Annotated in this window: 38 protein-coding genes and 3 pseudogenes; 22 read left to right on the forward strand and 19 right to left on the reverse strand. The window is 57.8% G+C overall.

The annotated features are described in order from the left end of the window. The first annotated feature begins 112 nt into the window (after positions 1 to 112). The 6 genes from GCU53_RS26645 to GCU53_RS23995 all read left to right on the forward strand — a co-directional run bounded on the left by GCU53_RS26645 (position 113) and on the right by GCU53_RS23995 (position 2,984). Positions 113 to 241 (forward strand): hypothetical protein, encoded by a 129-nt coding sequence (locus GCU53_RS26645; protein ID WP_280115888.1) that lies wholly within the window; start codon positions 113 to 115, stop codon positions 239 to 241. Between the two features lie 141 nt (positions 242 to 382). After that, positions 383 to 832, forward strand: a complete 450-nt coding sequence (locus GCU53_RS23975) for an antitoxin Xre/MbcA/ParS toxin-binding domain-containing protein (protein ID WP_152390068.1) — start codon at positions 383 to 385, stop codon at positions 830 to 832. Continuing rightward, a complete protein-coding gene (locus GCU53_RS23980; RefSeq protein ID WP_152390067.1) occupies positions 829 to 1,266 on the forward strand; it encodes an RES family NAD+ phosphorylase in 438 nt (145 codons plus the stop codon). The genes GCU53_RS23975 and GCU53_RS23980 overlap by 4 nt, the downstream gene beginning before the upstream one ends. Before the next feature lie 188 nt (positions 1,267 to 1,454). After that, complete coding sequence (gene vapB / locus GCU53_RS23985) at positions 1,455 to 1,685, forward strand: type II toxin-antitoxin system VapB family antitoxin (RefSeq protein ID WP_152390089.1); 231 nt, start codon at positions 1,455 to 1,457, stop codon at positions 1,683 to 1,685. Next, complete coding sequence (locus tag GCU53_RS23990) at positions 1,682 to 2,092, forward strand: type II toxin-antitoxin system VapC family toxin (RefSeq protein ID WP_152390090.1); 411 nt, start codon at positions 1,682 to 1,684, stop codon at positions 2,090 to 2,092. The genes vapB and GCU53_RS23990 overlap by 4 nt, the downstream gene beginning before the upstream one ends. Before the next feature lie 30 nt (positions 2,093 to 2,122). Beyond that, positions 2,123 to 2,984, forward strand: a protein-coding gene (locus GCU53_RS23995) for an IS5 family transposase (RefSeq protein ID WP_425278178.1) whose coding sequence is annotated in 2 segments (ribosomal slippage) — positions 2,123 to 2,530 and positions 2,532 to 2,984 — 861 coding nt in all. Because the reading frame shifts where the segments join, the coding sequence is not laid out codon by codon here. Here GCU53_RS23995 and GCU53_RS24000 read toward each other — a convergent pair. From GCU53_RS24000 to GCU53_RS24025, 7 genes are all read right to left on the reverse strand, one after another. After that, the gene (locus GCU53_RS24000; RefSeq protein ID WP_152390092.1) at positions 2,971 to 4,227 is read right to left on the reverse strand and encodes an IS701 family transposase; all 1,257 of its coding nucleotides are present in this window, start codon (positions 4,225 to 4,227) and stop codon (positions 2,971 to 2,973) included. The two genes, GCU53_RS23995 and GCU53_RS24000, sit on opposite strands and share 14 nt — an antisense overlap. 86 nt (positions 4,228 to 4,313) lie before the next feature. Next, positions 4,314 to 4,745 carry an IS200/IS605 family transposase gene (tnpA, locus tag GCU53_RS24005; RefSeq protein WP_152390093.1) on the reverse strand — a complete coding sequence of 144 codons (432 nt, stop codon included), beginning with the start codon at positions 4,743 to 4,745 and terminating at the stop codon, positions 4,314 to 4,316. 106 nt (positions 4,746 to 4,851) lie between these two features. Continuing rightward, a complete protein-coding gene (locus tag GCU53_RS24010) occupies positions 4,852 to 5,184 on the reverse strand; it encodes a DUF2790 domain-containing protein (protein WP_152390094.1) in 333 nt (110 codons plus the stop codon). Positions 5,185 to 5,682: 498 nt separating this feature from the next. Further along, positions 5,683 to 6,021 (reverse strand): hypothetical protein, encoded by a 339-nt coding sequence (locus GCU53_RS25810; RefSeq protein ID WP_208845542.1) that lies wholly within the window; start codon positions 6,019 to 6,021, stop codon positions 5,683 to 5,685. Next, the gene (locus GCU53_RS25815) at positions 6,021 to 6,344 is read right to left on the reverse strand and encodes a hypothetical protein (RefSeq protein WP_208845543.1); all 324 of its coding nucleotides are present in this window, start codon (positions 6,342 to 6,344) and stop codon (positions 6,021 to 6,023) included. The genes GCU53_RS25810 and GCU53_RS25815 overlap by 1 nt, the downstream gene beginning before the upstream one ends. After that, positions 6,341 to 6,763, reverse strand: a complete 423-nt coding sequence (locus GCU53_RS24020) for a type II toxin-antitoxin system VapC family toxin (protein WP_152390095.1) — start codon at positions 6,761 to 6,763, stop codon at positions 6,341 to 6,343. Before GCU53_RS24020 ends, GCU53_RS25815 begins: the two co-directional genes overlap by 4 nt. Next, the gene (locus GCU53_RS24025) at positions 6,763 to 7,014 is read right to left on the reverse strand and encodes a type II toxin-antitoxin system Phd/YefM family antitoxin (protein ID WP_152390096.1); all 252 of its coding nucleotides are present in this window, start codon (positions 7,012 to 7,014) and stop codon (positions 6,763 to 6,765) included. Before GCU53_RS24025 ends, GCU53_RS24020 begins: the two co-directional genes overlap by 1 nt. Positions 7,015 to 7,698: 684 nt before the next feature. Between GCU53_RS24025 and GCU53_RS24035 the strand changes: the two genes are divergently transcribed. Continuing rightward, a complete protein-coding gene (locus tag GCU53_RS24035) occupies positions 7,699 to 7,998 on the forward strand; it encodes a hypothetical protein (protein WP_152390097.1) in 300 nt (99 codons plus the stop codon). Here the strand turns inward: GCU53_RS24035 and GCU53_RS24040 are convergent. After that, entirely contained in the window at positions 7,946 to 8,227 is a 282-nt protein-coding gene (locus tag GCU53_RS24040) for an integrase core domain-containing protein (RefSeq protein ID WP_425278179.1), read from the reverse strand. The two genes, GCU53_RS24035 and GCU53_RS24040, sit on opposite strands and share 53 nt — an antisense overlap. Here GCU53_RS24040 and GCU53_RS26820 point away from each other — a divergent pair. The 3 genes from GCU53_RS26820 (at position 8,141) to GCU53_RS24050 (ending at position 9,704) form a co-directional block, all read left to right on the forward strand. Then, positions 8,141 to 8,341: a hypothetical protein gene (locus GCU53_RS26820; RefSeq protein ID WP_425278181.1), complete on the forward strand. Its 201-nt coding sequence runs from the start codon at positions 8,141 to 8,143 to the stop codon at positions 8,339 to 8,341. The two genes, GCU53_RS24040 and GCU53_RS26820, sit on opposite strands and share 87 nt — an antisense overlap. 415 nt (positions 8,342 to 8,756) lie before the next feature. Next, a complete protein-coding gene (locus tag GCU53_RS24045; RefSeq protein ID WP_152390099.1) occupies positions 8,757 to 9,020 on the forward strand; it encodes a hypothetical protein in 264 nt (87 codons plus the stop codon). 78 nt (positions 9,021 to 9,098) lie between these two features. Beyond that, the gene (locus tag GCU53_RS24050; protein ID WP_152390100.1) at positions 9,099 to 9,704 is read left to right on the forward strand and encodes a 3'-5' exonuclease; all 606 of its coding nucleotides are present in this window, start codon (positions 9,099 to 9,101) and stop codon (positions 9,702 to 9,704) included. 548 nt (positions 9,705 to 10,252) lie between these two features. Here GCU53_RS24050 and GCU53_RS26330 read toward each other — a convergent pair. Further along, positions 10,253 to 10,441: pseudogene (locus tag GCU53_RS26330) on the reverse strand (HU family DNA-binding protein); the annotation flags it as partial. Here GCU53_RS26330 and GCU53_RS24060 point away from each other — a divergent pair. Continuing rightward, positions 10,434 to 10,997 (forward strand): annotated as a pseudogene (locus tag GCU53_RS24060) (RNA-guided endonuclease TnpB family protein); the annotation flags it as partial. The pseudogenes GCU53_RS26330 and GCU53_RS24060 sit on opposite strands and share 8 nt — an antisense overlap. Positions 10,998 to 11,033: 36 nt before the next feature. Here GCU53_RS24060 and GCU53_RS24065 read toward each other — a convergent pair. Together GCU53_RS24065 and GCU53_RS24070 are read right to left on the reverse strand one after the other, a co-directional pair. Further along, entirely contained in the window at positions 11,034 to 11,435 is a 402-nt protein-coding gene (locus tag GCU53_RS24065; protein ID WP_152390102.1) for a helix-turn-helix domain-containing protein, read from the reverse strand. Positions 11,436 to 11,437: 2 nt separating this feature from the next. Further along, a complete protein-coding gene (locus tag GCU53_RS24070) occupies positions 11,438 to 11,728 on the reverse strand; it encodes a type II toxin-antitoxin system HigB family toxin (protein WP_152390103.1) in 291 nt (96 codons plus the stop codon). Positions 11,729 to 12,113: 385 nt separating this feature from the next. Here GCU53_RS24070 and GCU53_RS24075 point away from each other — a divergent pair, with 385 nt between their 5' ends. Together GCU53_RS24075 and GCU53_RS24080 are read left to right on the forward strand one after the other, a co-directional pair. Next, positions 12,114 to 13,064 carry a DNA replication terminus site-binding protein gene (locus GCU53_RS24075; RefSeq protein ID WP_152390104.1) on the forward strand — a complete coding sequence of 317 codons (951 nt, stop codon included), beginning with the start codon at positions 12,114 to 12,116 and terminating at the stop codon, positions 13,062 to 13,064. A gap of 127 nt (positions 13,065 to 13,191) precedes the next feature. Beyond that, a pseudogene (locus tag GCU53_RS24080) lies at positions 13,192 to 14,057 on the forward strand (RNA-guided endonuclease InsQ/TnpB family protein). 33 nt (positions 14,058 to 14,090) lie between these two features. On the opposite strand, the gene GCU53_RS24085 reads toward GCU53_RS24080, so the two are convergent. Beyond that, entirely contained in the window at positions 14,091 to 15,065 is a 975-nt protein-coding gene (locus GCU53_RS24085; RefSeq protein WP_208845544.1) for a ParB/RepB/Spo0J family partition protein, read from the reverse strand. Between the two features lie 134 nt (positions 15,066 to 15,199). Next, entirely contained in the window at positions 15,200 to 16,324 is a 1,125-nt protein-coding gene (locus tag GCU53_RS24090) for an AAA family ATPase (RefSeq protein ID WP_152390105.1), read from the reverse strand. Between the two features lie 1,070 nt (positions 16,325 to 17,394). Between GCU53_RS24090 and GCU53_RS24095 the strand changes: the two genes are divergently transcribed. Then, positions 17,395 to 18,288, forward strand: a complete 894-nt coding sequence (locus GCU53_RS24095; RefSeq protein WP_152390106.1) for a RepB family plasmid replication initiator protein — start codon at positions 17,395 to 17,397, stop codon at positions 18,286 to 18,288. A 23-nt stretch (positions 18,289 to 18,311) separates the two neighbouring features. Here GCU53_RS24095 and GCU53_RS26825 read toward each other — a convergent pair whose 3' ends face one another. From GCU53_RS26825 to GCU53_RS24115, 4 genes are all read right to left on the reverse strand, one after another. Further along, on the reverse strand, positions 18,312 to 18,488 hold the full coding sequence (locus tag GCU53_RS26825) for a DUF4113 domain-containing protein (RefSeq protein WP_152390107.1): 177 nt from the start codon (positions 18,486 to 18,488) through the stop codon (positions 18,312 to 18,314). Next, positions 18,455 to 19,308 (reverse strand): IS5 family transposase gene (locus tag GCU53_RS26335; protein WP_152386036.1). Its coding sequence is split into 2 segments (ribosomal slippage): positions 18,455 to 18,954 and positions 18,954 to 19,308, totalling 855 coding nucleotides; the frame shifts between segments, so codons are not numbered across the junction. The genes GCU53_RS26825 and GCU53_RS26335 overlap by 34 nt, the downstream gene beginning before the upstream one ends. A gap of 47 nt (positions 19,309 to 19,355) precedes the next feature. Then, positions 19,356 to 20,492 carry a Y-family DNA polymerase gene (locus GCU53_RS24110; protein WP_152390108.1) on the reverse strand — a complete coding sequence of 379 codons (1,137 nt, stop codon included), beginning with the start codon at positions 20,490 to 20,492 and terminating at the stop codon, positions 19,356 to 19,358. A gap of 5 nt (positions 20,493 to 20,497) precedes the next feature. Further along, positions 20,498 to 20,938, reverse strand: coding sequence for a LexA family protein (locus tag GCU53_RS24115; RefSeq protein WP_152390109.1), 441 nt, complete (start codon positions 20,936 to 20,938; stop codon positions 20,498 to 20,500). 140 nt (positions 20,939 to 21,078) lie between these two features. Here GCU53_RS24115 and GCU53_RS24120 point away from each other — a divergent pair, with 140 nt between their 5' ends. The 3 genes from GCU53_RS24120 to GCU53_RS24130 all read left to right on the forward strand — a co-directional run bounded on the left by GCU53_RS24120 (position 21,079) and on the right by GCU53_RS24130 (position 22,738). After that, complete coding sequence (locus tag GCU53_RS24120) at positions 21,079 to 21,333, forward strand: hypothetical protein (RefSeq protein ID WP_208845545.1); 255 nt, start codon at positions 21,079 to 21,081, stop codon at positions 21,331 to 21,333. A 117-nt stretch (positions 21,334 to 21,450) separates the two neighbouring features. Then, positions 21,451 to 21,657: a hypothetical protein gene (locus tag GCU53_RS24125; RefSeq protein ID WP_152390110.1), complete on the forward strand. Its 207-nt coding sequence runs from the start codon at positions 21,451 to 21,453 to the stop codon at positions 21,655 to 21,657. A gap of 220 nt (positions 21,658 to 21,877) precedes the next feature. Further along, positions 21,878 to 22,738, forward strand: a complete 861-nt coding sequence (locus GCU53_RS24130) for a hypothetical protein (RefSeq protein WP_152390111.1) — start codon at positions 21,878 to 21,880, stop codon at positions 22,736 to 22,738. Between the two features lie 244 nt (positions 22,739 to 22,982). Here the strand turns inward: GCU53_RS24130 and GCU53_RS24135 are convergent, their stop codons facing one another. Continuing rightward, entirely contained in the window at positions 22,983 to 23,237 is a 255-nt protein-coding gene (locus GCU53_RS24135) for a hypothetical protein (protein ID WP_152390112.1), read from the reverse strand. 36 nt (positions 23,238 to 23,273) lie between these two features. On the opposite strand from GCU53_RS24135, the gene GCU53_RS24140 reads away from it, so the two are divergent. The 5 genes from GCU53_RS24140 (at position 23,274) to GCU53_RS24160 (ending at position 25,133) form a co-directional block, all read left to right on the forward strand. Then, positions 23,274 to 23,753 (forward strand): hypothetical protein, encoded by a 480-nt coding sequence (locus GCU53_RS24140; protein WP_152390113.1) that lies wholly within the window; start codon positions 23,274 to 23,276, stop codon positions 23,751 to 23,753. A 173-nt stretch (positions 23,754 to 23,926) separates the two neighbouring features. Continuing rightward, positions 23,927 to 24,196, forward strand: a complete 270-nt coding sequence (locus GCU53_RS24145) for a hypothetical protein (protein WP_152390114.1) — start codon at positions 23,927 to 23,929, stop codon at positions 24,194 to 24,196. A gap of 16 nt (positions 24,197 to 24,212) precedes the next feature. Further along, positions 24,213 to 24,515, forward strand: coding sequence for a hypothetical protein (locus GCU53_RS24150; RefSeq protein ID WP_152390115.1), 303 nt, complete (start codon positions 24,213 to 24,215; stop codon positions 24,513 to 24,515). Further along, positions 24,479 to 24,943, forward strand: coding sequence for an IS5 family transposase (locus tag GCU53_RS24155; protein WP_167520124.1), 465 nt, complete (start codon positions 24,479 to 24,481; stop codon positions 24,941 to 24,943). The genes GCU53_RS24150 and GCU53_RS24155 overlap by 37 nt, the downstream gene beginning before the upstream one ends. Beyond that, a complete protein-coding gene (locus GCU53_RS24160) occupies positions 24,879 to 25,133 on the forward strand; it encodes a transposase (protein WP_167520125.1) in 255 nt (84 codons plus the stop codon). The genes GCU53_RS24155 and GCU53_RS24160 overlap by 65 nt, the downstream gene beginning before the upstream one ends. 648 nt (positions 25,134 to 25,781) lie before the next feature. Here the strand turns inward: GCU53_RS24160 and GCU53_RS24170 are convergent. Then, on the reverse strand, positions 25,782 to 26,762 hold the full coding sequence (locus tag GCU53_RS24170) for an IS5 family transposase (protein ID WP_152385832.1): 981 nt from the start codon (positions 26,760 to 26,762) through the stop codon (positions 25,782 to 25,784). Between the last annotated feature and the right edge of the window lie 147 nt (positions 26,763 to 26,909).

Raw genomic sequence — 26,909 nt, forward strand, 5'->3', positions numbered from 1 at the left:
TGAATTCGAATCATCAATCGTCCCCGTCCAACATCGCTTTCGGGCATTTCCCCCATCGACGGCCTACTGGATGGTCACCGGGTTGGGCCGGGGTATGCCGTACGAATGGCACATGCCGATCAGCTTGTTCGCCATGATCGGCGATGGCCAGGATTGGGACGAGGAGAACTGTGGCTGGCAGGTAGTGTCGGCGCGGGGTCAAGCTGAACCGATAGGCGAGCGCTGGGCCGATCAGCCCTGAGGAACGCAGTTGCCGGCAAATGCCTGCTGGCGCTTATCCCCAGCAGGAAAAATCGCCTCGTGATGGTATGGAAGATGGGTTGTTGTCTCCATCGGTAAATGCCGGATACAATCCGGTAAATGCCGAACAGGAGGCTATCCCATGCTTGCTGAAGTCCTGCGTGACCATGGCTACACCGCCTACCGGGCGCGCCTTCAAAGCCTGCTGGACATCCCGGAGTCGGCAACCGACTTCGAGATCCACACCCGGATCACCAAGGGCTTTCCTGCGACCCGCCTGGTGCAGCTGACCGAGGCCGGGGTGGTCACGCCGCTGGAGCGCGACCAGATCATCCCCCTGCGCACCCTCAAGAGCCGCATCGAGCGAGACCAGCCGCTGACCGTGGAGGAAAGCGACCGGTTTTTTCGCGCTGCCCATATCACGGCAATGGCCGAGGCTGTTTTCGGTGACCGCGAGAAGGCCAAACGCTGGCTCTCCAAGCCCAAGGAGCGGTTTTCCGGCCTGACGCCCATGCAGATGCTCACCACCCAGCAGGGCACCAGCCAGGTGGAGGAAATGCTGCTGCAAATCGCCGAAGGTCTGGCCCTGTGATTCTGTGGCGGATCAGCGCCTACGCCGATCTCAGCGGAGTCGGCGGCCTGCGCGCCAGTGGCCGGTGGCACCACCTTGGCAGGCCGGTCGTCTATGCGGCGGACAGCCCGGCCGGGGCAATGCTGGAGGTGCTTGTCCACCTGGAAATCGACCCCGAGGACTTCCCCACAACGCTCCAATTGATCCGCATCGAGCTTCCGGACCCGGTTTCGCGGGCCGAGCTTCCGCCGCTTCCGGAGCACTGGAAGTCTGCCCCAGAAGTCACGCGCGCCATGGGGGATCGCTTCCTGGATGGGCGAAGCGCTCTGCTGCTTCCGGTGCCGAGCGCCATTATCCCCTGCACGACCAACTACCTGTTCAACCCGGTGCATCCCGAGGCCAGCGGGGCGAGCATTCAGGTAGAGAAATTCCCCCTCGATTCTCGACTCATCTAGCCGCTGCTGAGCCTCGCGTACACGCCTTCCTAGCAGGGCCTTGGCGAAGGCGAGGCGCCGGCGGGACTGTCGATCAAGAAACTATTAGACGAGCGTTTGAGGTTGCGCTTTGATGTTGAGCATATGCCTTGCATATGCAATGATTCGTTGCTATATTGCATATGTTAGACATATGTTGGAGGATTGAAATGCGTACTGTCTCTATTTTCAAGAACGGCAAGAATCAGGCGATTCGACTACCGAATGACATGGCCTATGAAGGCATCGGTGAGCTGGAAATCATGCGCGAAGGTGACGTAATCACACTTCGCCCGGTACGGCCAACATGGCAGTCCTTGGCCGAGGTGCCAAAAGCCGATGCTGACTTTCTTCAAGAGCGCCCACCAGTTGTTGGTGATGAAGGCAGGTTCAATCTGTGACGACCTACATGCTTGATACCTGCATTTGCTCGTTCATCATGCGCGAACTCCCAGAGTCGGTTTTACAGCGGCTGGCGGCAGAGGTTGGCCAGAACAATCGAATCGTTATTTCTGCCGTCACCTACGCCGAAATGCGTTTCGGCCAGATCGGTAAGAAAGCCTCAGCCAAGCATAAAACGCTGGTTGATGAATTCGTGAAGCGGCTAGATGCCGTGTTGCCGTGGGATCAACGTGCCGTAGATGCGACCGTTGAAGTAATGCGAGCGCTGACCGAGGTAGGCACGCCAATCGGCCCCAATGACACTGCTATCGCAGGTCATGCGATAGCCTCCGGCTGTACGCTTGTGACAAACAATGTTCGTGAATTTGGCCGTGTACCTGGCCTGGTTTACGAAGACTGGGTTTAGTCTTACTGTGTCATAAAGCTAAACGTTCATCTGCTCGCTATTTTTCCGTCCGCAGCACGGACAGCGATCAAGACGGCTCGCCAGCCGCTGGTACCGCCGCCTCGCCCGAGATTGGCGGACAAGGTCTACCAGCGCAAGGCCGGCGCCGGACGCAAGCCCAAGCCGGCTCGGCTGGTGTTCGAAGCCATCGTGTATGCCCTGCGCACAGGCTGTCAGTGGAAAGCCCTGCCAGCCGAGCGCTTCGGCAGTGCGAGCGCGATTCACCGGCGTTTCCTGGAGTGGGAAACGGCTGGTTTCTTCGAGGCCCTCTGGCAGGCTGGCCTGGCCGAGTACGATGAGATGGAAGGCATTGCCTGGCGTTGGCAGAGCATCGACGGGGCAATGATCAAAGCCCCTCTGGCACAGGAAGCGGTCGGACCCAACCCGACCGATCGGGGAAAAAAACGGGAGCAAGCGCCATCTGTTGGTCGACGGGCGTGGCGTCCCGTTGTCGCTCGTCGTGACCGGGGCGAACCGGCACGACGTGACGCAGCTTGAGGCGGTACTCGACGCCATCCAGGTAAAGAGGCCGAATCCACCGTTTCGCCGCTCCAAGCACCTGTGTACCGACGCCGCCTATCGGGGGGTTACCGCCTTGGAGACGATCCTGGCCCATGGCTACATTCCCCATGTACAGGGGCGGCATGATGAGGCCCGACAGCTCAAGCGCCATCCTCACAAGCGGGCCCGGCGCTGGGTGGTTGAAGTCGCCCACAGCTGGTTCAACCGGTTTCGCAAGCTCCTGGTTCGCTACGAAAAGCTCGAGCGCAGCTTCCTCGCCCTCAATCATTTGGCAGCGGCCATTATCGCCTTTCGGAAGGTGCCGCTTACCGTAAATATTATTTATGGATAGGCTCTAAGGCAGATGGCGGGCGGAGTGTGGCGTTTTTTTGGGTGGCCGGATGATGCAGGCGCTCGGCCACGAGAAAGCCATAGGCGGCAATGCACAGGGAGGCGTGATGGTGAAAGCCACGCCAGCCTCGCCCTTCATAATGGGCAAGACCGAACTCCTGCTTCAGTTCCTGGTAATCGCGCTCGATACGCCAGCGCATCCTGGTCACGGCAACGAGCCGTTCGAAAGACGTGTCCGCGGGCAGGGTCGACAGGACGTATTTTTCCGGTTCCTGCTGCCCCTCGGGCCACTCGATGAGCAACCATTCCTCGTCGCGTGCGGCAGTCCGCTGGTGGTCACGATGCGCCGCCCGCACCCGAACCGCGGCAAAGCGACCGGACAGTGCCGTGTTGCTGCCCTGTCGCCAGGTGACGGTACGATAAGCGCTGGCCGGCAGACCGAGCGCCAGCGCCTTCACGCTGACCGGCCGATGTTCGGCATCCCGCCGCAGCAGACGGGGTTTGCGTCCCACGCCTTTCCACGGTTCCGGGGGCAGAGGCGCCTTGCCTTCCGGCCAGACGGTCGTCGCTCCCTGCACGCCGACGGCGTAGGCCAGCCCCAGCTCGGTCAATCCATCGCGAAATCCCGTATCGTTGCCGTAGCCGGCATCGGCCAACACAGCACCCCGCGCAATCCCCGCAGCCAGAGCGGCCTTGACCTGTTCCAGTGCAATCGTGGGCTTGGTCTGGAACCCAACCCCTTCCGGCACGCCGGCGCGGGTGCGCCGCGCCGTATCTGCCGCCCAGTCCTCGGGCAGATACAGCCGCCAGGCCACGGGAAGACTCGCCCTCTCGGTAGCCAGCGTCAGACTCACGGCAATCTGGCAATTGTCCTGCTTGCCCAATTGGCCACAGTACTGGCGCACCACACCGACCGAGTGCTTGCCCTTCTTCGGAAAGCCCGTGTCGTCGATGATCCAGTAGCACTCGGTGCCTTTCTCGCGCAGCAGAGCCGGTTCCACCCAAGCCCGCACACGCTCGAGCAATCCCTCGTCCGACCAGTCGGACTTGGCTACGAAATGATGCAGTGACTGGTGGCGTGCCCGCACTGCATGGGGATCGATTCCGGCAGCCAGCGGTTCGACGCTCTTTCGTGCCAGCGGCAGCATCAGCCCCTGGCGATACCCACGCAGGCCTTCATGCCGGTCCACGTGGCCCAGGGAGTCGCACAGATGATCGAGATAGGCTTCGAAGCGCTGTTCCATCCGTTTTCTCGTGAATCCAGTCGGCTGTCAGGCTGAACGTATTCAACCCGATTTCTTGTGACACAGTAAGATTAAGGCGGCCGTCGCTACAGGCCAAACTTGAGCTGGTCGTAGTGCTCGTCTTCCTTTTCCTGGTTCCGGATGTATGCACGTACCATCTCCTCATCCAGCCCCACGGTTGAAACGAAATATCCCCGGGCCCAGAAATTCTCACCCGTGAAGTTCCTCGTCTTCCCCATGAAACGCCGAGCTACCGAAATCGCACTCTTGCCCTTGATGTAGCCCACCACATACGACACCGAGTGCTTGGGCGGGATGCTGATGCACATGTGGACATGGTCAGGCATCAAATGGCCCTCCACTATCCGGCACTCCCTCTGCCTCGCCAACTCATGCAACAGTTCGCCAAGGTGCTTGCGAATTGCCCCGAAGATTGCCTTTTTGCGCCTCTTCGGGATGAAAACAACGTGGTACTTACAGTCCCACTTCGTGTGCGTGAGACTCTGATAGTCTCTCATCGGGTACCTCCTATCTCTTGGTCGAGACAGAAGGCTCCCGATGACCGTATCACACGGTCAAACCTCCAGGAGTCCCCCGGCTTAGCCGGGGGATTACCTTATTTATTTAATCAGAGCATCCACTAGAGTCTGGGTAAAGATAGCGGATAGCATTGATTTCACCATCAGAGTCTTCGTAAACCATTTGCGCGGGGATAGTTCCACAAAAGAAGGGCTCAGGTCGAAAATATTCGACATCAATTACATCGGCAATGTCTAGCTCCATCCCATATTTGTAGTCTTCAACCTCTATAGGTGGCATGTCCTCCCTGTAAATAACAGACCCCTCTAGTATTGCCGGATCCATACTGGTAGTGCTTTCAGCTATGGACAACGGCGCTTGTATAAATAAGGCCGCGGCAAAAAGCGATTGTGCAGATTTCACGATGGTTGAGCTCATGCGATCCTCCAATCAATACGAAAAATAAACACAAGGCCACCTTTATGGCTTGCTAAGCTTTCCTAGGATTTAAGGCAGTAAAAACAGGAGCACCCAAAGAGCAGGGTGACTGATTTTTGTTGTGTTTATTTGTAATTCTGATCGGGGGGGCCATTTAGCACGCTTTGAGTGAGAAAATTACTTCAGAAAAAATGAAATTTCCTCAAAGCTTATCGAGGCAAGTTTTATCGTTGTAAAAATTTACAGTTATGAGCGTTTCCAGCCTGGACGTATAATGCCGACTAAAGTAATGGCGATTATGCTGTTGATTGCATGCTTAGAAAGCTATCTATTTACGTATAAGAGAAGCCTTTAATTGAGAAAAAATCAAATAATAGCTTATTGCATTAAGTTATTTCTGGACGATCTGTAATAAATAATAGTTTATGCTTTCTTATGCAAAGCTGAGTCGCGAAAACGCCCCTCATAGCAGGGACGTTTTCTATTGCAAAGCATGTTTCACGCGGCGGATTCGGCCGCCTCCGCTACCTCGGCCACGTCCTCGCCCACCGCGGCCGGCTCCACGAAACCGGCGGCTTCGCGCTCCTGCTTGTCGGCAGCCACCTGGGCTTCCACCTTTTCGATGTCCTTCTGCACCTCCACCTCGTTGTTGGCATAGGCCATGGCGCGCGCCGCTGCCCCATGCTTGATGAGCGCCTTGACCATCTTGCTCATGTCGTTGGTCTTGCGCTCGCGGAAATCCGAGGCCTCGTCGCTGTCGAGCTTCTGCGCCAGCCAGGCGGTATCGATGAGCGAGATCAGCGTGTCGAACGCCTGGAGCAGATGGGTGAGGCGCATCACCTCGGGCTGGAGATGTTGAATTTGCGCTCGAGCGGGTTGCTGTAGTTCGGACGCTGGCTGATGCCTTCCTTCTTGAGGAAGGTCTCCATGCGTTGGATCTCGTTGCTGACCTCGGTCTGCATTTTTTCGATGGTCTTGGATATGGCATCGGCCACGACCTGGTGGTTGAAGTTCTTTCGGCGCCGCGCCAGCTTGCGCGCCATCACGTCGATGACGAACAGGGCCGAGGTCGCGTTATCGAACTCGGCGCCGCCAAAGCGCTTGGCCTGCTCTGAATTCAGGCGCAGGTGTCCGGGAAAGGAGGGTTTCGAATAGGTCATCTCATGTTCCAGGGGTTGAGAATTGCAACACCCGTCAGTTCGAAATCCGCTACGTTCCTGGTCACGACCGTCATGCCGTGCACAAGCGCCGTCGCTGCAATGAGCGCATCGCGTTCGCTCTTGTGATCCGGCACATGCAGCCTTGCGCACCGCAGAGCAACGGCGGTGTCCACTGCCAGGATGCGTCCGGCAAAGCCAGGAAGAACGTGCTGATCGAGCCACGCTCGCAGAAGCGCCCCTTGAGCAGCATCCTTTCGCTCACGCAGCAATACGCCGGTTTCCAGCTCCATCACGGAGATGGCCGACAGGTACAACTCCCCGACTTGGACGCTCTGTGCCCAAGCAACAACACCGGTATCGGCCTTGCCCTGCTTGGCCTTGCGGAACTCGGAGACAACATTGGTATCGAGCAAAAACATCAAGAAAGATCCACCGGCCTCGTCTTGATAGTGGCGCGAGGGGCTTCAAACTCCACCTCCTCTTCCACCGGCATTGCCAGGATGTCGATGATGCTCGGTTGGCTACCAGTCAGTCGCTGATATTCTTCGATACACAGCAGAACGTGAGCCGGTTTCCCGCGATCAGTGATGAACACAGGCCCGCTCAGCGCGGCCTTCTTTGCCCGGCTGGTGTCATGGTTGAATTCCCGGCTAGAAATGGTCGTCGGCATAGTCTGATCCTCCAATACGCCAATGTAGGCATGTTACTACATTATTGGCGACCGGCAAGCCCGCACCGACAGTGCGACCTTGAGGGCGAGACGGATTTTCTCGGGATTAAACGTCAGGTACGGCTTGCTTGCGCTCGGCACTGGGAGCAACAGCGCGCTCCTCCCATCCAGGAAGTGGTCCCCTATGGCACGCGTGACTTCTAATTGACATCCTTCCCGCCCTAAAGGACGGAGAGGATGTCAAACGGCCAAACTGCATATGCAACAACAGGTTGGTTATGGTTCCAATAGCCTGAAACCGAGGGTTGCACGCGCCAGCCGCCGCCGTTACTCTGCGCCCGTCACGGTAAATCCCGTGACCGACCTTGGCCGGTCGACCAATTCCAGGCGCACAAGCGCCCTCCATCCCGTTGCAGGCGTTTTTTTGTGCCCGCAATGTTGTGTTATGGCGGCTGTGCGCGGGACACCTTCGGGTGTGCCGGGTTCCTGGAATCCCGGTCGGCCAACCCGTGTACAGCCGTCACCAATCCTTGCTTGGCCGCAAACGGTGACGGCTCCCCAATTCCAGGAGCTGTACCTCATGAAGCAGGATCACGCCTTCAATCCGCCCGCACTTCGGCGGCGCGCCAGCACCCACCGAGCTATGGTCATCGCCCGCAGCTTGGAAGCTATAGGAGGTCCGCAATGAGCAAGGAAAGCACCAGCACTACCGCCACCATCGCCTATTCCGCACTGGATCAGATCCGAGCTTCCCGCGAGAGCGTCATCTGGCTGACGGCCCTCATGAAGGCCATCCATACCGATATGGAGTATGAAAAGGGCTCTAACGTAGTGGCACCGGCCAGCCTTGGTCAGTACATCGGCCTCGACTGCATGAGCCTCCTGGATAACCGCACCATTGAACTGCAAAAGCAGCTCGACGCGTTGGAAGTCATAAGGGGTTCCTGTTTGTTCCCGGGAAGTAGGGACCAGGATCATCTTTGAAATACCGAGGGGGCTTATGCCACTGCCTCACGATAAAACCAGTCGGGGTACAGCCTTTCAGCGCACGTAACGGACGAGCGCTGTTATACGCCCAGAGGTAGTAGTCCCTAAGATGCGACCGGAGCTCCTCGAGCGAGGTGTAGTGAAACGCCTTGGTCGTGGCCTCCTTGATCGTCCGGTTTATCCGCTCGACCTGGCCGTTGGTCCAGGGCTGGAAGGATTTGGTCAGGCGATGTTCGATACCGTGCCGCTGGCAGAGCGCATCGAACGGATGTGCCCGGTAAGCCTCGGTTCCGGCCTTTTCGGCGAACTGGAAACGCTCGGGAGGCGGCCTGAACGATAAAAAGCCCCCGGCCGACAGGCAGCGGCAGCGGGGGCACACAACGGCAGCAGCAACTGGCGTCCTGCCAGTTACAGCGGCGGGGACCCTAACACCCTTTCGCCGCTTCGTTTATCGCACACCGACCGAGCGGTCGCGCCAGGGGGATGGGCGGTTCGAATGACGAACCTGGATGGAGGGGACGAGCCACTTTCTTCGGCGCCAAACAAAAACGGCGAGGGGGTTAGCCTCGCCGTTTCATGTCGTTTAACCGCATCCCTGGGTTCATCATCCTGATGAAATCGCCGCATCCTGCGGCGGTCCCTTTGGCCGCCATCCTTGGTCAGCCTGCGCCGTTCCTTCGGCGTCTTGGTGGGATTCAATCTACGCCGGCAGCCGTTCCGCGCCTATTGGGCGAACGCCCGATCTGCTGTAGGCCATGGCTTACAGCACGGGAGCCGGGGCCAACGCCAACGGTCAGCTGCTCGCCGCGATGCAGCAGCACGAGGAAGATACCAAGCTCAACGCCGAACTGCGCCGCGACCTGGAAAAGGCGCGCAAGGAAGCCGAGGACGGCCTCGTCCACCTGCAGGCCGCCCGGGCCCGCCTCGACGGCGCCGCCCGCGAGATCGAGGAGACGCGCAAGCAGGCCCGCGACGAAGTGAAACAGGCCGCCGCCAGCGCCGCCGAGCTTGCGTGGTGAGCTGAAAGCCCTGCAGCGGGAGATCGCCCGTATCAAGGACGGCAAGACGTCATCCCAGCCACACAAAGGTCGCCACTGATGAGCCTCGATCGCCAGGAAGCCTCCGCGGTCGTGTGCCGCTGGCTCGCCGAGGACGCCCTGTTCCTCGACACCGAAACCACCGGCCTGCACGCCAGCGCGGAGATCGTCGAACTCTCCCTGATCGACAGCCGCGGCCAGCCGCTGCTCGACACCCTGATCCGCCCCGAGCGACCGATCCCGCCGGCGTTGACCCGCATCCACGGCATCGATAACGCCCTGGTCGCCGACGCTCCGCGCTGGCCGGAAATTCACGAGCCCCTGCTCGAGTTGCTCAAGGGCCGCCAGGTGGTGATCTACAACGCCGAGTTTGACCTGCGCATGCTCGCCCAGGCTGCCAGCCAGCACCGGCTGCCCTGGCCTGAGGTGGTCCGCCGCGCCGGCGCCCTGAGCCGCCTGGAGAACGACACCATCGCCCACTGCGCGATGCTCGAGTACGCCCGCTTCCACGGTGAGTGGGATCCCCGCCGCCGCCAGTGGAAATGGCAGGGCCTGAGCAAGGCCTGCCAGCAGCAGGGCATCGCGGTCGTCGGCGCGCACCGAGCCCTGGCTGACTGCCGGATGACCCTCGGCGTAGTGCGCGTCATGGCAGAATCCGTCGAGTGATTTTCCACGCCAGTGACCGGCCATGAGCCTTCGATGAATAGTGAAGGGATTGGCCTGCGCAGCCGCCGGGGCGTAAACGTGAGTATGCAGCCTCCCGGCCAGGATCCTGGATCAGCGTGCTCTTGCCGGTCTGGCGGGCGCCATTGACCCGCACGACGGGAGGCGCTCCTCGAGCGCCTCAAGGAGAACTGGGCGGATGCTTCGCGGGTATGGTGGTGTAATTTCATCCACTTGTTGGTTGAAATTACACCCTGTAGTGGCTGCTATCGCCAGTCAAGCTTGGCTCTAGGCAGCGAGATCCACGCCATTGTGGACCCGCCCGTGGCGGAGCAGGCGATCTCAAAACGCTCCGCGGTTAGCGCTCAAGCGAGTACCGGTGTTTTCCTGGCGGCCACTTCCGACACTCAACGTGGTGCGCTGACGATCCTCTCCTCGAGCCGCTGCTCGCCGGGCAATATGCCTTCCTGCAACGGGATCGGGGTCTGCCTACCGTCCAGATCTCGGTTTTCCTGCACCACACCTTATTCCGGCATCGTGCCGCAGATCTCTCAGACTGCCGTCTCGGATACGTCCTGATTCACGGCATCTTTCAGCCCCTTGCCCGGCTTGAAGCCAGGCAGCTTGGCGGCCGCAATCTGGAGCGCGGTCCCGGTCTGCGGGTTACGGCCTTCGCGGGCGGCACGCGCCTTCACGGTGAAGGTGCCGAAGCCCACCAGGGATACCTCGTTCCCGCGCTTTCTCAAGCGTGCCGAGGCGAACCTTCGGCGCAAGCAGAAGGCGCTGTCGCGCTGCCGGAAGGGCAGCTCCAATCGGGCGAAAGCCAGCCTCAAGCTGGCCAGGGCTCACGAGCGCGTGGCCAACGCCAGAGATGACTTCCAGCACAAGCTGTCTCGACGACTCATTGACGATAACCAAGCGGTGATCGTCGAGACCCTGCAAGTCAAGAACATGCTGAAAAACGGCAAGCTGGCCAAGCACATTGCCGATGCTGCATGGCACTCCCTGCTGACCAGGCTGGAATACAAAGCCAAGGCACAGGGCAGACACCTGGCCAGGATCGACCAGTGGTTCGCCAGCTCGAAGACCTGCCACGCATGCGGTTACAATGCAGAGTCGATGCCGCTGAATGTCCGCGCATGGCAGTGTGCCGATTGTGGCACCTACCATGACCGTGACGTCAATGCTGCCCTGAACATCAAGCGGCAAGGCATTTTAAAATTGAAGGCGGAAGGACTGTTCGTCTCTGCCCATCGAGGCTTGCGTAAATCCGGTGTGTCGCCGGTTGCAGCCTGAGAAGTGGGAAGCCTTGCCCGATAGGGCGGGGAGCAGTCACAAGAAAACATCCGCCGGTACGCCAAAGCGCTCGGATAGAGCACGGATATGGCGCACGTTGAGCTGGCGCTTGCCGCTGAGCAATTCGGAAACGACGGACTGCGCGCCGACCTCCGGCAGGTCGGCCTGGGTCAGGCCGTGTTCCTGCATCAGGTAGCGCAGCATCTCCACGCCACTCACCTTCGGCATGGGGTGGTGCGCTTCGTCGTAGGCCTCGATCAGATCGCCCATGTGTGAGGCCAAGGTGGCAAGGGGGTGGTCTTCGTCGTCACCGACGATAACCAGCAACTCGTCCAGTGCCTCGACCAGGGCGTCGTAGTCGTCTTCGTTGGCCGGCCTGGTGAGCAAGGGGGCCACATAGCGCCAGTGTTCGCTGGCTTGTTTGATCAGCGCGGACATGGTTATTCCCTCCACTTACTTCTGTTGTCGTATTCGACATGATCCAGCACATGCTGGATATAGACCTTCTGCGCCCGGTACTGCACAACGGCGATCAGGCGAAGCTTGTTGCCGCCAATGTCGAACACATGCTGCGGCCCCACCTTGTCTGTTGCTGGAAACAGACGCTTCATCTCCGCGAAGTCCTGCGGAGCACTGGCTTTGATCAAGCGATACCAAGCCTCCAAGGCAGTGGCAGCATGTGGCCACTTGGCCTTGGCTTCCCAGATGCGCTTCTGCGTAATGACGTGCATGCCGAATTATTTATCGCATTTTGCTATGGGCTGCAGGGTAACGCAGCCGCGTAAATATAGCAAATTGCGATAGCGCTGAATTTAGCCTTATGCACTTCTACGCCGAGGAATTTGCAGTTAGCCGCTCACAGCCATCTGAGAGGAAGCGATTTCATCATTTTATAATACCATCCCTATATGCCTATGACTGGTAATCCACCAGCCTCCCCCTCCTCCACAGCAAGGCCCTACCTCAAGGAAAAAGAAGAAGAAAGAAAGGAAAAGAAGCAAAAAAGAAGAGAAAACAAGGAAAAGCGTACGGATGGCGCCGAAGGGGAAGGTAGCAGGGGTTGGATACATTCAGATAATGTGTAGGGATGGTATTATTAATGCCAAGGAGGCCCTCATGTACGCAGAAATCCAGGACACATTTACCCGCTTACAAAGCACATTGCACGCCTTTAACCTCCTTTGGCCCGAGCACGTCATCGCCGGGATGGTCTGGCATCTCCCTTTGCTCACCGAGCAGCGGACCCCCGATATCCTCCAGGTCGAACGCCTGATCGGGCAAGAGGCCATAGATGCAACCCGAATGGCACTAGCCGAGTTCGAGCGCGACCTCGGCCAGGCCCCAGGCACTGTCATGCGCCTGCCGGGCTACTTCGTGGTCAGCGAATCAGTGCTGAAGCAGATCCGTCAGATCAATGCGCTCAAGGATGAATTGGCCGCTGCCATCGAGAAGCTGCGTCTTGAGCTGAACCTTGTGCCAGCCGCGCGGCCACGTCTCATGCGCCGGGCGCTGGGCGCCAAATTCAGCACCAAGCAGCTGCTGCGCCATATCCAGTGCTTTGACGGAACTCCACGACTGATCGTGTTCACTTGGGCAGGCCACACCACTGCCACCGGCCGGGTCTCCGTCGACAAGGTGCGCGAAAAGCTTCAGGCCGGCGCCGAGGCTCGAGCCAGTCGCGAAAGCATCCACATCGAAGATACTCCTGAATACCAGGAGCTTCGCGCCCTGGTGAACATGGCCGATACAGAGCTGCTTACAGAGCGAAAGTCAGTGGCGCCCCATCCCCGGGCCATGCTGTGGTTCACCGACAGCTCACGCTATGACGCCATGATTCACGCCAACCTGCCGATGTTCGTCTTGGCTGGAGAAAATACTTTCGAGGTGAGGGAATTGAAAAACTTCGATCGTAATGCACGTCAAGCCAAGCGACCCGACGAGAAACATCGGACTGAGGTTTTACCCAACAGGGATCTTTTTCTACCGAGTCGCAAGAGTAAGGAGGCGGCTGCCTCGCCCAATAAGGTCGAAGAGGCTAATGTAGCCTCTACCTATCGGAAAGCTTGAATCCCTCTAGCAACGTGCCGTGCCATTACCGAAATGCGTGTAAAGCCCGCACTTTTAGTGCGTGAATGAATAACGCGGGGCGCGAGGCGGCCCTTGGATTTCCCAAAATCCATGGCACCCTGGCCTCATGAAGCACACCAAGACCCTGCGCGTTCGCGTTCGAGACAAGCACGCGCCGCTGCTCCGGCAGATGGCCCGCAGCGTCAATCTCGTCTGGAACTACCTGAACGAACTCAGCTATCGCCCGATCCGCGAGCGTGGAGTCCTCCTGTCCGCCTACGACATGGATCGCTACACCAAAGGTGCCAACAAGGAACTCGGACTCCATTCGCAAACGCTGCAAGAGGTATCGCGGGAATACGCCACCCGCCGCAAGCAATTCGGGAAAGTCCGGCTTAACTGGCGCAGGTCGAGCTGCAGCCGTCGCTCGGACAGGGGGCGGTCGGTATCGACCTTGGCCTCAAGGACGTGGCCACCTGCAGTGATGGCCCCCGGCTGGAGAACGGCCGCTTCTACCGCGATCTGGAGCCGGCCCTGGCCGTTGCCCAACGGGCCGGCAACAAGGCCCGCGTCCGGGCGATCCACGCCAGGATCGCCAACCGGCGAAAGGACGCCCTGCACAAATTCAGCCGGCAGTTGGTGAGCCGGTACGGCGAAATCCTGGTGGGCGACGTGTCGCCCACGAAACTCGCGAAGACCCGGATGGCCAAGTCGGTGCTCGATGCCGGCTGGGGCCAACTGAAGACGATGCTGGAATACAAGTGCGCTCACGCAGGCATCGTATTCAAGGTGGTCGACGAGCGCTACACCACCCAAACCTGTTCGAATTGCGGCGCATTGCCCGATTCGCGGCCGAAAGGTATCACGGGATTTGGAATGAGGGAGTGGACCTGCAGTGTGTGCGGTGTCACGCACGACCGCGACGTGAACGCGGCCAGGAACATTCTCGCGGCCGGGCATGGCCGTCCAGCTGTGGGAATCCCCGCCCTTTAGGGCGGGGAGGATGTCAAATCTTCAGGATGTCCCTTAATTCACTTTAAGACCATCTAGATTGATGGTTTCCAAAAATGCTGCAAGTTGCTCACTGAGCGAATGCATGTCCACGTTCTTTTCGCATCGCAACTCCATTTTTCTGCCATCGATCTTCATTGTGCCGAGCCCTTTGATGGCTTTCGACGCAGCTCTTGAAGGCCCTGGATTTCCTTTCTGCTCAGCGATTTTTTGGGCGATCCACCGCAGGGCCTGTACTTGGCTGATGCCCTCATCACGCATTGAGGTAATCGCCTGCACCAGGAGATCAGGATGGGTTTTCCCAAACTCAATGAAGTCTTTGGCTTTCAAGCCTCCGATCAAACCAGGGTTTTTATCCAAGATCTGACGAGCAGCTTCTGGCAGCTCCATCAGAAGTAGGCAGCGGCTGATGATGGAGACATTCACGCCCAGTCGCCTGGCCAGTGCGCGCTGACTGGGTTCATCACCGGATTCGAGAATATGTGCGTAGCTGCGACCACGCTCATATTCAGTAAGTGGTTCCTGTCCCTCGTTGTCGGTGAGTGCCAAGATTTTTGCCATGGCATCGCTCATCGGTCGAACGTAAGCCATAACCGTTTTAATACCAACGAGCTTGTGAGCTCGCCAGCGCCTTTCCCCACCGATCAGCTCGTACTCACCCTGTCCGACCGGACGAACAATCAAAGGCTTGACCAAGCCTATCGATTGGATTGAGTTCGCCAGCTCTTCAATTGCTGCTTCGTTGATCGTCAAACGAGGTTGGTACGGCGATGGCTTGATAGCCTCGACCAGGATCTCAGCCAAGGTCGTTTGTGAATTAGCAGTGGTTTCATTCTCTACAGCCAAATCGGCAGGGCTGTCCTCTTCTTTACTCATAGCGAGCATTTGCGCCCTGGATACTTGCTCCGTAAATTGCGGCACAGCAGCTGGCGCCCGTAGTCCCATCATTCCTGCAGTTTTCTTACGGCCAGGATAATCGTCAGATTTCACTCAAAATCCTCCATGCTCAGCTGTTGCTTGAAGCAACAGATCACTTAGGGCAGTGCTGTTGCTTCAAGCAACACCCGACTTGGGGCCTGCTCTGTTGCTTTAAGCAACACCTTCACTCTCTCTAGATCTAGGGGTTAGGCCATTGCCCGCATACGCTCGAGGACTTCACCGAAAACAGTCCGGGCTGATTCAAACGTCTTAGCTGTGGTTCCCTTCCACAAAAGCAATGGGATTCCCTGATCCAGCGCCTTGCCGTAGTCCTCGGAAAAGTAGAGCTTCTCATCAGTGACTCGATCTGGAAAAAGCTCGTTGAGGATCATCAAGTTTCCGAGAAGGCGCTTGCGGTTTTTGATGAACATTGTTGGCAAAGCCGCGATCGCTGGTGAGCGCTTATAGTCTTGAGCAAAACGAACTACCCAATCGTGTAATCGCATCAAAGCGCGGAAAGAAAACTTGTCCATACGAACTGGACACAGAAGAAGATCGCTAGCAGCGACTGAGTTCTTGGTCAACCGAGAAGCGGCTGGCGCGTTATCAAAGATGATTACGTCATAGACGGAAAGATCACAGTCGGGCAGTCCTCCCGTGTTGCCAGCCTCAATCCATTGCGCATACCAGAAGTCGCTATTGTTCGCGGCATCCAGGGCAACGCCAAGATCGTCCAAGTAACCATCGGATGGAATGAGGTGAACGCCGTTCTCACCAAAGGGCTTTTTAATTACTTTATTGAGAGTCTTGCCTGGGAATGGGCGCATTCGAAGCAGGGGGCTAACAAGGTTACCGAGATGGCCATCGACAAGGCGGTCAGCAGGAATCCCCATGGCTTTCAAGTCTGCATCACTTAAATCTGGGTCGTAGCCAAGCATGCACGACGAGTCGCCTTGAGGATCATTGTCGATAATGAGAGTTTTTAGACCTGCAAGCTGAAGGTAAACGGCAAAGTTTACTGCCGTGGTGGTTTTGCCTGTTCCCCCTTTCTGAACAAAGGTGGAAATCACAATCTGCCTCTGCAAGCCTTTGGTGTAGCCTTTTGCACGGCGCAGGGCGGCGATAGTGAAAATGTCGTCCAGGGTATAAGCCCTAGCAGTGGCTGTACCGCGAGGTACACGGCGAATCTCGATTCCGTTTTCTTCTTCAATGTCCTTTAGTCTTCGGGTCGTCAGGCCAAAGCAGTCGGCAGCGAACTGGGGAGGATAGAGAAGAGAATTGAAGTCTACAAAATTGGCACTTTCTTCCGGCAATTCACTCTGAACGTTCATGTCAATCTCGGCCATGGTGGGTATGGCAAAGATGATAATATGGTTATCCATTTTTTAAAGTGAAAATTCAGGTTGCGACACGTTTTTCTTAAAAATTCCTGAATTCTACAGATCTGTCCGGGTGAGGCTTGAGCTGTTGCCGCGGATCCAGATCGTCAACTCCACCAAGCACTTCTCGCTGTCGAGTAGCACGCTTGGATTGGCAGCAGCGCTTCCAACGCTATAGCGTCTACAGTTTTTGGCTTGGCAAGGTAGAGATCGAGCTGGTACTCGGAAAAAGGAAAGGGCGAAAGCGCCTAAAGAAAGGATAGAGATTTCCGGTCACCAGAAGGCGGCATCCCGCCTCTCAAAGGATAGAAATTTCCGGTTCCTGAGAGGACAGCGCTCATCCTCGAAAAGGATAGAGATTTCCGGTCACCGGGAGGCGGCATCCCGCCTCTCAAAGGATAGAAATTTCCGGTTCCTGAGAGGACAGCGCTCATCCTCGAAAAGGATAGAGATTTCCGGTCACCAGGAAGCGGCATCCCGCTTCTCAAAGGATAGAAATTTCCGGTTCCTGAGAGGACAGCGCTCATCCTCGAAAAGGATAGAGATTTCCGGTCACCAGGAAGCGGCATCCCGCTTCTCAAAGGATAGAAATTTCCGGTTCCTGAGAGGACAGCGCTCATCCTCGAAAGGATAGAGATTTCCGGTCTGCACTCCTTCTCTCTCCAACGGCTAGGCAAGTCAAAAACGAGGGAATCTTTGAGGCTGTTAAGCCCTTGTGCAGCTAAAGGTTGTGATTTTTAAAGCTTTTAAAGCTTTTAAAGCTTTTAAAGCTTTTCGGAGGGCTGAAAGCCACGGCTGATGCGGTCTCCAGAGGCCCAAAGGATAGAGTTTTCCGGTTAAAAGATAGAATTTTCCGGTCTAAAGGATAGGAAATTCCGGTATAACGGATAGAGATTTCCGGTGAAGGATAGAAATTTCCGGTCGGCTATTTGAGAAATAGGAGAGCGTTATGGATATAGAAAATTGACGTCTATCCATTGTGGATCTAGCATTCGCGCCAGACGCTAAGGAGTGCCGTCTGGATGAACACCAGTACAACTGACCTTGTGGTGAAATCGAATCGACTTATCGAGGCGGGATACCGGCTCGATCTGATTGAGCAGCGCATGGTTCTGGCAGCAATTGTCGAGGCTCGGGAAACGCAAACAGGCCTCTCTGACGGTTATGTGACCTTGGAAGCCAAGCGTTTCTGCAAACTCTTTGGTATGCGGCCCGACTCGGTGTACGGACAGCTAAAGAAGGCTCTGAACACCCTGTATGAGCGGGAAATCACGTTCTACGACATTCATCCAGAAACTGGTGCCAGGCGGCACAACTCCATCCGCTGGATTAGCAGCAAAACCTATATCGACGGCGCCGGGGCTGTTCAAATGCGCTTTGCCCCCGAAATCGTTCCCTATCTGACTCGCCTTGAGGCCGAGTTTACCTCCTACCGCCTGGATCGCATCGGGCGCATGTCAAGTCCACACGCAATCCGGCTGTATGAGCTGCTGCTCCAATACGAGAAGCTGGGACAACGCACCTTTACGATGCAAGAGTTCCGACGGACGCTCCAGATCGAGGATATGTACGAGAAGCTATCGGCCTTGAAGCGGTACTTGCTTGAACCCGCCGTAAAGCAGATCAATGAATTCTCTGACCTCGAAGTTTCTTGGAGCGAGCGCAAGCAGGGGCGTGCAGTCACGCACCTTGTTTTCGATATCAGTCTGAAAGATATGCGCTTGTTGCCCAAGCCGAACAAGTCTGCTGAAAAGCCTAGGAAAGCCAAGTCGAAGTCAACGACGCTGCTTACTACTCGCCCGAATGCTCCTGAGTGGTTCACCCTTGATTTCATCCGCACTCACCAGCAGCGTGACGAATCCCTAGAGGCAGCAGAGGCCCGCTTGCGCGAGCAGTTCAAGCTGCCTGCCAGCTGATTGCCGCTGAACGAACAACGAAATCAAAAGCACCTTGCCTTCGGCAATCCCTGCCAAGAGGTGGTGTACGCAGGGCTCAACAACTCTTGGCGCATGGCCCAGGAGCCGCTGGCACTCTCTCTCCCGAAACGCACCGTCCCTCGCCCATGCTTGGCGTTGATCGCATCTAGGGTTTGTCTGAAAAGTCGGCACGTAAGCATTTTTCGATGCAGGCCAGCGTGACCATGGCCTTGAAACTGCTGGCCAGCTTGTCATAACGGGTGCAAAGACGGCGCTTTTCCTTGAGCCAACTGAACAGTCGTTCAATGGCGTTGCGCTTTTGGTACTGCGGTCTGTCAAATAGGCGAGGCAAGCCCGGTCGAGGCTTACGGTGCATCTTGCGTAAGGGAATGATGGGCTTCATGCCATACCGGTCGCAGTATTGGCGCAGGCTTTCGCTGTCGTAGCCTTTGTCAGCCAGTACATACCGGCAGCGCTTGCGCGGACGACCCTGGCTGCCAGGCAGGCTGATCTGCTCAAGCAAGGGCATGAAATAGCGCGAGTCGGCGTCCTGCCCGGGTGAAAGCATCACTGCCAGCGGATACCCGTTGCTGTCACAGGCCAGATGAAGCTTGGTGGTCAGCCCACCACGGCTTCGGCCGAGACATTGGTGCTGCGGCTCTTGCAGGCCCCTTTTTTTCTCGCACCGCTGGCGGCTCTGGTGGCCCGAATCGACGTTGAGTCGACCATCCAGGTATCCAGGTCGATAAAGCCGTCCTCACGCAGACGCAGATGCAGATGCCGCAGCACCTGCTCGAAGGTGCCGTTGTCACGCCACAGCCTGAAGCGCTGATATACCGTCTTCCAGGGGCCATAACGCTCGGGAAGATCGCGCCACTTGGCCCCTGAGCACAGAATCCAGAAGATGCCGTTGAGCATCTGGCGGTCATCTCGCCGGGGGCGGCCCATGCGTTGAGGGGGAGAAACGATGGCTTCGATCATCGCCCAGCGCTGGGCAGAAATCTCGTAACGGCCTGACATGGCTGCGCTCGGAACAACGGAGGCGGCATTTTAGCCAAATCGACTTTTCAGACAAACCCTAGGACCCGCATCAGCTGTTCGCTGTTGGATCTGGGCTTGGGGGCGAAAAGATCGCCTGTGATTGTTCCGTGCTCGACGAACTGGGAGAGAACGACACCAGCTTTGGCATAGGTTGGGCCAGGCCGATAGAGCGTCCGCAGGCCTCCGATCGCTGCCTGAGCCAGATCGCGCGTATCGTCGGTGGGATAGGGCAGGGCGATAATCCGCGAGCCACTGTAGGAATCGCCCGGGCTGAACAGGCTGGTTCTGGCAAACACCTGCAGGCAGTTGGCGAGGCTCGCCTGCTGGCGCAGCTTGACCGCGGCGCGGGCGGCGAACGTGACCACCGCTCTCTCCAGCTGCTCGAGGGAAAAAACTTTCGCTCCGAAAGAGCGCGAGCAGACGATCATCTGTTTTCGCTCTGGGCTGCCGTCGACAAAGGGAAAGCACTGTATGCCCTGCAGCTCTCGGGCCGTGCGCTCTACGGTCGCGCTGAAGTGCCGGCGCAGCAGCTTGGGCTCAGCATTGGCCAGCTGCCAGGCAGTCGTGATACCCAACTCATTGGCCAGCCGCTTGCTCAGGCGCGGCCCTATGCCCCAGACCTCGCCTACCGGGGCGTAGCGAAGCAGCTTCTCCTGGCGTGTGCGATCGCGCAGATACGCCACGCAACCGGTTCGGGCTTTCCAGCGCTTGGCTGCCCAGTTGGCAAGCTTGGCCAGGGTCTTGGTCGAGCCGATGCCCACCCCGACCGGCAGGCCGAGGCGGCGCTGGATTTCATCTCGCACATATCGCCCCCAGACCTCCGGATTCGCAATGCCGCTCACATCGGCAAAAGCCTCGTCGATGCTATTGATGGTTAGACGAGGCGCCAGCTCCTCCAGGATGGACATGAGCCTGTTGCTAAGCGACTGGTAGAACTCGTAATTGGAGGAAAAAACGCTCACCTCGTTTCGCGCCAGCAGGCCGCGCAGCTCGAACACCGGTTGCCCCATCTTGATGCCCAGGGCCTTGGCCAGGTCGTTGCGGCTCACCACGCAGCCATCGTTGTTCGAGGCTACCACCACCGGCTTGTCGCGCAGCCAGGGTTGGAACAGCAGCTCGGCCGAGCAGTAGAAGCTGTTGGCGTCGATCAGCGCAAAGGCCATGGCGCCTACCGGCCAGCCAGGCGATGCAGCACCCAGAGGCACACCCCCCAGATTTCCAGAGGCTCATCTTCGCCCAGGCGGATCGGGTCATAACCCGCATTCTCGGCCAGCAACAACGGCTGTCCTTCTTCATCGAGAGCCAGGCGCTTCACAACGAATTCGGGACCGATCACCGCGACCACCACATCGCCTGGCTGGGCTCGCCGGCCTTTGTCGACCACGAGAAGGTCTCCGTCGTGGATGCCGGCATCCTGCATGGACTCGCCCCAGGCACGCAGCAGGAAGATCGAGGACGAAGGGCGAATACCCACCAGCGTATCCAGAGACAGATCGGGGACCTGGTAGTCCGCCGCCGGCGAGGGGAAGCCGCAGCTGGCTTGGCCTCCCAGCGGCAGAGGCTGGGGTTGCAGGCTGGGGGAGAGGCTGGCGATTAAGGAGGCGTTCATCTTCCACGGATTTCTGTATTTTTATACAGTAAAAATCTAACCCAAGATTCACAGCCAGTGAAGCCCACCGGCAGGCTCGCTTGGGTTTTCTGTAACCCGTGAGAAAACAAGTTCGTCTTTCACACATCACGAGCAACCTGATGCAGTCTTCACTTTCCGTTCCACTCACCTCCGCGCGCCGTTTTCGGGTCCGCGACCTGTCGTCGCATTACGGTGCTCCGACCTTCGATCTCGTCTTTTACGATGCGGAGAACGGCGTAGAGCGCCATTCGGAAGCCGTCTGGAATAGCCAGGAACAGGCCATTCTCGAAGCCGAACACCTGGACGCAGCCCAGCTACGCCCGGTGCATTGGGAGGTGTGCGGGCAAAATAGTGGCGATCTTGTTAATTTCTAACCACTTCTTGTACAGAATTACACAAAAAATATGTGGTCTTGCACGAGCAGTTATAAAGCCGCATCATGGATGAGATTGATTCCTCGCCGCCTTTCCGGCACTCAAGGAGTGAGCACTATGGTCTTCGACTGGACAGTCGTATCGGCGCACGTCAGCGCTGGTTTCATTGCCGATGCCCTTATCCGCCCTGCCGACGATCAGAAAGCAGCTTGGGTGCTCGAATTTGCGCGCCTAGGTGGCGTCAAGGTACGCGCGCAGGGCCTGTATCAAAACGTACAAGAGCTGCGCTCTCGGCCTTGGCTGATACCACCGCCGTGGGCATGAAGAAGGTAACAGTGCTGATGAGTTAAATAGACGCAAAAAAGTAGAAGGCCCGGTTTGCCGACCGGGCCTTCTGCCAGAACCATGGGTAGGTCAACTGTTTCTCGACCGTTCCTACCCCCAATGACAACCAGCCATTTGGTGAGTTGAGTATGACTACGCCCGTAAATTTGTGCAAGATCGAACGGTCGTCCGTCCTCGCCGCCAATCCGGCGAGGACACGATGGTCCGACGAACGCACAACCCCCGACACCCTGCTTCTCCTACCGCCGGACTCTCCGCACCGGCCCGCCCAGACCTGGGATACAGCAGCCAGCCTCGACGACTTTCCGAAGCCCAGCTGAAGCTGCCTTTCTTCAGGAAAGCGCTCGCACGCCTGGAATCGATTGCCCAGACGCGCGCTCAGCTGCTGCCCAGGCTGATTCGCACCAACGGCAACGAGCGCATTACCCGCATCGAGGTCTACCACAACCTGTCGGCCGTGGCCGACCCCCTGCTGGCCCGCCTGGATCTGGCCACCGGCGTGCTCGGCTGGCTGGATGAAGGCGGCAATTTCCGCCTCAACAACCAGAAAAACCTGGCCCACGATGCAGGCCTCTTGCCTGCCTGCCTGAACCGGCTGTTCAAGCTGCTTGAAGGCGCCAACTACCTCACCCGACGAGTCGAGCGCATCGCGGTTCGCGAGCATGGCATCCAGCTTGTGCGCACCCGGGTGATGATCAGGTTCACCGACCTGTTCTGGCGACACCTTCAGATGTCGTTCGTCCATACCATGGCTCGCAAGGCGGCGCGCAAGAGGCGCCTGCGCAAGCTGCATGCCCTCGAACTCGCCAAGGCTCAAACCGCCAACACGCCGGCCAGGAGAAGCAATCCTCGAGGGCAGGGCCGGGCAGGGCAGGGCAGAGCGGCGGCGGCTGCGCTCAACGGCAGACTCCGGGTCCGAACCGCCCCCCTCGACGACAGCGGGATGCCCGAACAGCTGCTGCGCCATGAAATCCTGCTCCGGCTCAAGATCGAGAATCCCTCGCTCCCGGCCGCCGAGCTGAACGCCAGGGCAGACGCCATCCTTTCCGGCGCCGGATAGCGCTCGCCAGTAAAACCGAAAAGGCTCTACCTCACTCACCTTTATCGTCGCGCCTGGCGAGGCGTTGTCGTGCCTGGCGGAAACCCGGCGACCGAACAGCCCGCCTATCCAGCCCTCCCCAAGGCCAAAGAGCCGCTAGCAAGGCCTCCAACCGGCCCCCGAACAGCCCCATTCCAACCCATTGAGCAGGTCGCTCGGCGCACAAACCGGCGATACGAAAAACGGCACGTCGATAAGTCGAATTTTAAATAGCCTCCAGCACCAACCTTTTAGGTTGAAAAGCCTTTGCCTTGGATCGGACAGCATTCCCAAACAGCCACTGCGCTCGTTCGTCACCGGCGCGTAACGGTTCGGCCTCCTCTCCCAACCAGGAGAAGCTGATCAGGGATCGACGATCGACTCTCAGCACCGAGCCGCCAAAAAACGAAGCGTTCAAAACACCGAATTCAAGCCAGAAAATGGCCTGAAATGACCACACACGGCCGAAGGCGACGCGCACACTCAAGGCTCGTAATCGAGATCAAGGAGCCACCCCGTGACCCCACTGAGCCTGAGCTTCAGTGTTCTATCCAACCCGGCGGTAATCGGACTGGATATTGGCGCAACACTTTCGGACATCAGAAATACGTTCAAATCGCTGGACTCAATGATTGGGCATTCCTACACAGGCGGACCATTATTCAGGATCGCTGCCTATGAACTAAGTGAGTTAGGCATTCTCGGTGCGGAACTGGCCTTCAATCGCGACCATTGTCTGGATGCCCTCTACTTCCAGTTCGAAAAGGTCCAGTACCCGTACCTGTTGGAGTACTTGCGAAATGCATTCACATTGGTCAGTCAGCGCGATAGTCTCCAGGGCCACTTCATAGCCATTTTCAGCAATGGTCCTATCGAGATCACCCTCGATCCTCAAAGGTCCGGTAATTCATGTTTTCTGAGTTACACCAGCCAGACGTTCAATCATGCCCGCGAAGCCTATACCGCTACCATAAATAACAGTGATTTATTGCCTTGAACTTCATGGCTAATTTAAAATACAGGGCCCGTAAGCCTGGTATTCGAATTGGACAGGCGGTTATCTAGCCGATCCGTCCGCCTGCTCAGACACTCTTTGAATATTAATAGAATTCTAGAAAAGGATCATTGCACCATATGCAATGCCCTGCATGGAAATTTAAGGATAAAACCATGGAAATGACAAATAACGTCGAACCCAGCAAAGTCTATGATTTGCGTATCATTGCGGTCTCCCACCAGACGATCATCATGAAGTCCGATCTGGAGAACCTGGATGTATTGGCCCGATATGTGATTGCCACCGAGCTGTGGAGCAAGTGTGCGGAGTGTGCGCGGCAAGCCTTGCTGTCAGCTCAGGTGCCTCTCATCAGCGAAGCTGCCCAGCAGAGCCAGGCAGCGGAAACAGCACAGAGCACGATCGCAAATTTGCGTTTGAACTGACGGGGAGGTTTTAAAAATGGATACCTCTGGTGCAAAAGTGCTGAAGGTGCGCTTCAAGCACCAGAGGCGCCATCTTGAAGCGACCGTGACATTCGCTGGAACCATCGCAACGGTGGTCCTCTCGACTCTGCCTCAGTACCAATTCACTGTCGACCTGGACGCTCCCGAGGACATCACCCTCACGCTGCCCTCGGATCGTGAAGGTGCGAAGCCCGTGATTTGTGGCAGCCTGGACAATGTACCGTTCCTCGCCGAGGCCCTGAACGCAGCCCAGACTGCGCTGTGGCTCGCTCCGAAAGCCCCTCCGGAAGCCGTCTGAGTGATACCGACCGGTCCCGTATCCAAAACCTGCTGAGCGCCACGAAGGGGATCCGGCTGACCCGTACTCTCGGCTGTCGCCGGTTCGTAGAAGCAGTGCTCTGGATACTGCGCAGCGGCGCTCAATGGCGGATGCTGCCTCGTTGCCTCGGCTCATGGAACAGCGTTTTCAAACGCTTCGCCCGCTGGTGCCGGCTCGGCGTCTGGGGGCGGCTTCACTCGGTACTGGCTCGGGACGCCGACCTTCAGCACGTCTGCATCGACAGCTCCGTCGTGCGTGTCTATGCCTGTGCAGCCGGGGCGGCCAGCAGTACTGCGGCCCAGGAGGCACTGGGGCGTTCGCGAGGAGGCTTCAGCAGCAAGGTTGACCGATGCGCTGGAATTACCGATTCGCTTCATCCTGACGGAAGGCCAAGCGGCCGATATTAGCCAGGCGATCCCCCTCATGGCGGGGATCGCCACGTCGGCACTGCTGGCAGACAAGGGCTATGACGCCAACCCGCTTCTGGCCTGGCTGAAGGAGCGCCAGATCCAGGCCGTCATTCCTCGCTATGAGAAGAGGGCCAGCCATTTCAAGGGAATGCTGGCTTTTGCGGCTGTTTTGCTATGGCTGCACTGATACGTCAACCTAGCCAGCAGGATTTTCCTTATCGCTTCATGGTCATGTTAAGCTGAGTTAATCTCTGGAGCTTGCCAGGGCAAGCATAAGGCTATTGAAACAGTAGCAATACCAAACTGCACAATGACGACGCTCACATAAAAACCGCTGAAAATGGTCCATCCTCCTCAGACACCGCTGAGAAAGGGAATTTGCATGAAGAACTCTAATCCATATGTCATACGCCGCTTCCCCTACTGGGTCGCTCCCCCCGAGCCCCATGAAACCTTCCGGGATATCGAATGGGGTGTAATGGAGGTCCTTTCCGATAACACTCTCCGCTTCGTTTACGAACAGCCCGATCAAGCCGAACTCGAGAAATTGATCAAGCACCTGGAAAGCCAGTACTAAGCGAAAGGCCACCCCCACGGTGGCCTTTCTGCTTTTTGCCGCCTGCCGAAGTTAATTTCCAGCCACTTTATCGCCGGAAAAGCCCACCCACCGCGAACGTTCTTGTTTAGGGATGGTCTGAAGTAGTCATGTATTTCTGGCTGACTTCAGCCCCCCGCCGACTTTGAAAGCGGAGAATCGATCAAAAACGATCAGATCACCCGCTCGTTTCTGCGTTTTTTAGCTGCCGCGAGCACGTCGCAGCAACCGTTTCCCGCATTACAGGCGCACCTCTCCTGCATTCGCCAGTAAATATCGGCGCGCCATCCACAGATTCGACAAGGCGAACAGCGTCACCAACTGTGACGTGTTTTTGGCCAATCCCCGGAAGCGCACCTTGGTGTAGCCAAACTGGCGCTTGATCACGCGGAACGGATGTTCGACCTTGGCTCGTACCTGGGCCTTGGCCTTCTCGATCTTGTGGATCGCTTTGTATAAGGCGCTACGCTTGCCATGCTTCTTGTAGGTACTGCGCCGGGCCGCGACCTGCCAGATGACCTGCCGACCTTCATGCTCGGGGCGCTTCTCTACGCCGGTATAGCCCGCATCGGCACTCACTACGTTTTCCTCGCCATGCAGCAGTTGGTCGACTTGGGTGACATCTGCCACGTTGGCTGCCGTGACCACCACGCTGTGCACCAGACCCGACTCAGCGTCGGCACCAATGTGAGCTTTTGCGCCGAAGTAGTACTGGTTGCCCTTCTTCGTCGAGTGCATTTCCGGGTCGCGCTTGCCGTCCTTGTTCTTCGTCGAGCTCGGCGCATGGATCAGGGTGGCGTCGACAATGGTGCCCTGGCGCAGCGACAGTCCGCGCTCGCCCAGATAGCCGTTGATCACCTCCAGTATTCCCCCGGCCAGTTCGTGCTTCTCCAGCAGGCGACGGAAGTTGAGGAGGGTCGTTTCGTCCGGGATGCGCTCCAGGCTCAGGCCGGCGAACTGGCGCAGGAGAGTGGTTTCGTACAGCGCTTCCTCCATCGCCGGATCGCTGTAGCCGAACCAGTTCTGCATCAGGTGCACGCGCAGCATGGCTGCCAGCGGGTAGGCGGGCCGACCGCCTTCGCCCTTGGGATAGTAGGGCTCGATCAGGGCGATCAGCCCCTGCCACGGCACCACCTGGTCCATCTCGAGCAGGAAGCGCTCGCGGCGGGTCTGCTTGCGCTTGCCGGCATACTCGGCATCGGCGAAGGACAGTTGCTTCATCGGGAAACTCGGACAAGGGAGCGGGTGTATTTCACCAGAATCGGGAAGTCTTTTTCAGGATTTCCTTAACGTCCTGTTGAAGCATCAACCTCAATTCAGCAAAAATCCGCGTGAACCCTCGCCCATTCGGGCGGGGAGGAAAGCGGG

This window comes from Azotobacter salinestris, from assembly GCF_009363155.1.
In the GTDB taxonomy this organism is placed as follows: Bacteria; Pseudomonadota; Gammaproteobacteria; order Pseudomonadales; family Pseudomonadaceae; genus Azotobacter; species Azotobacter salinestris.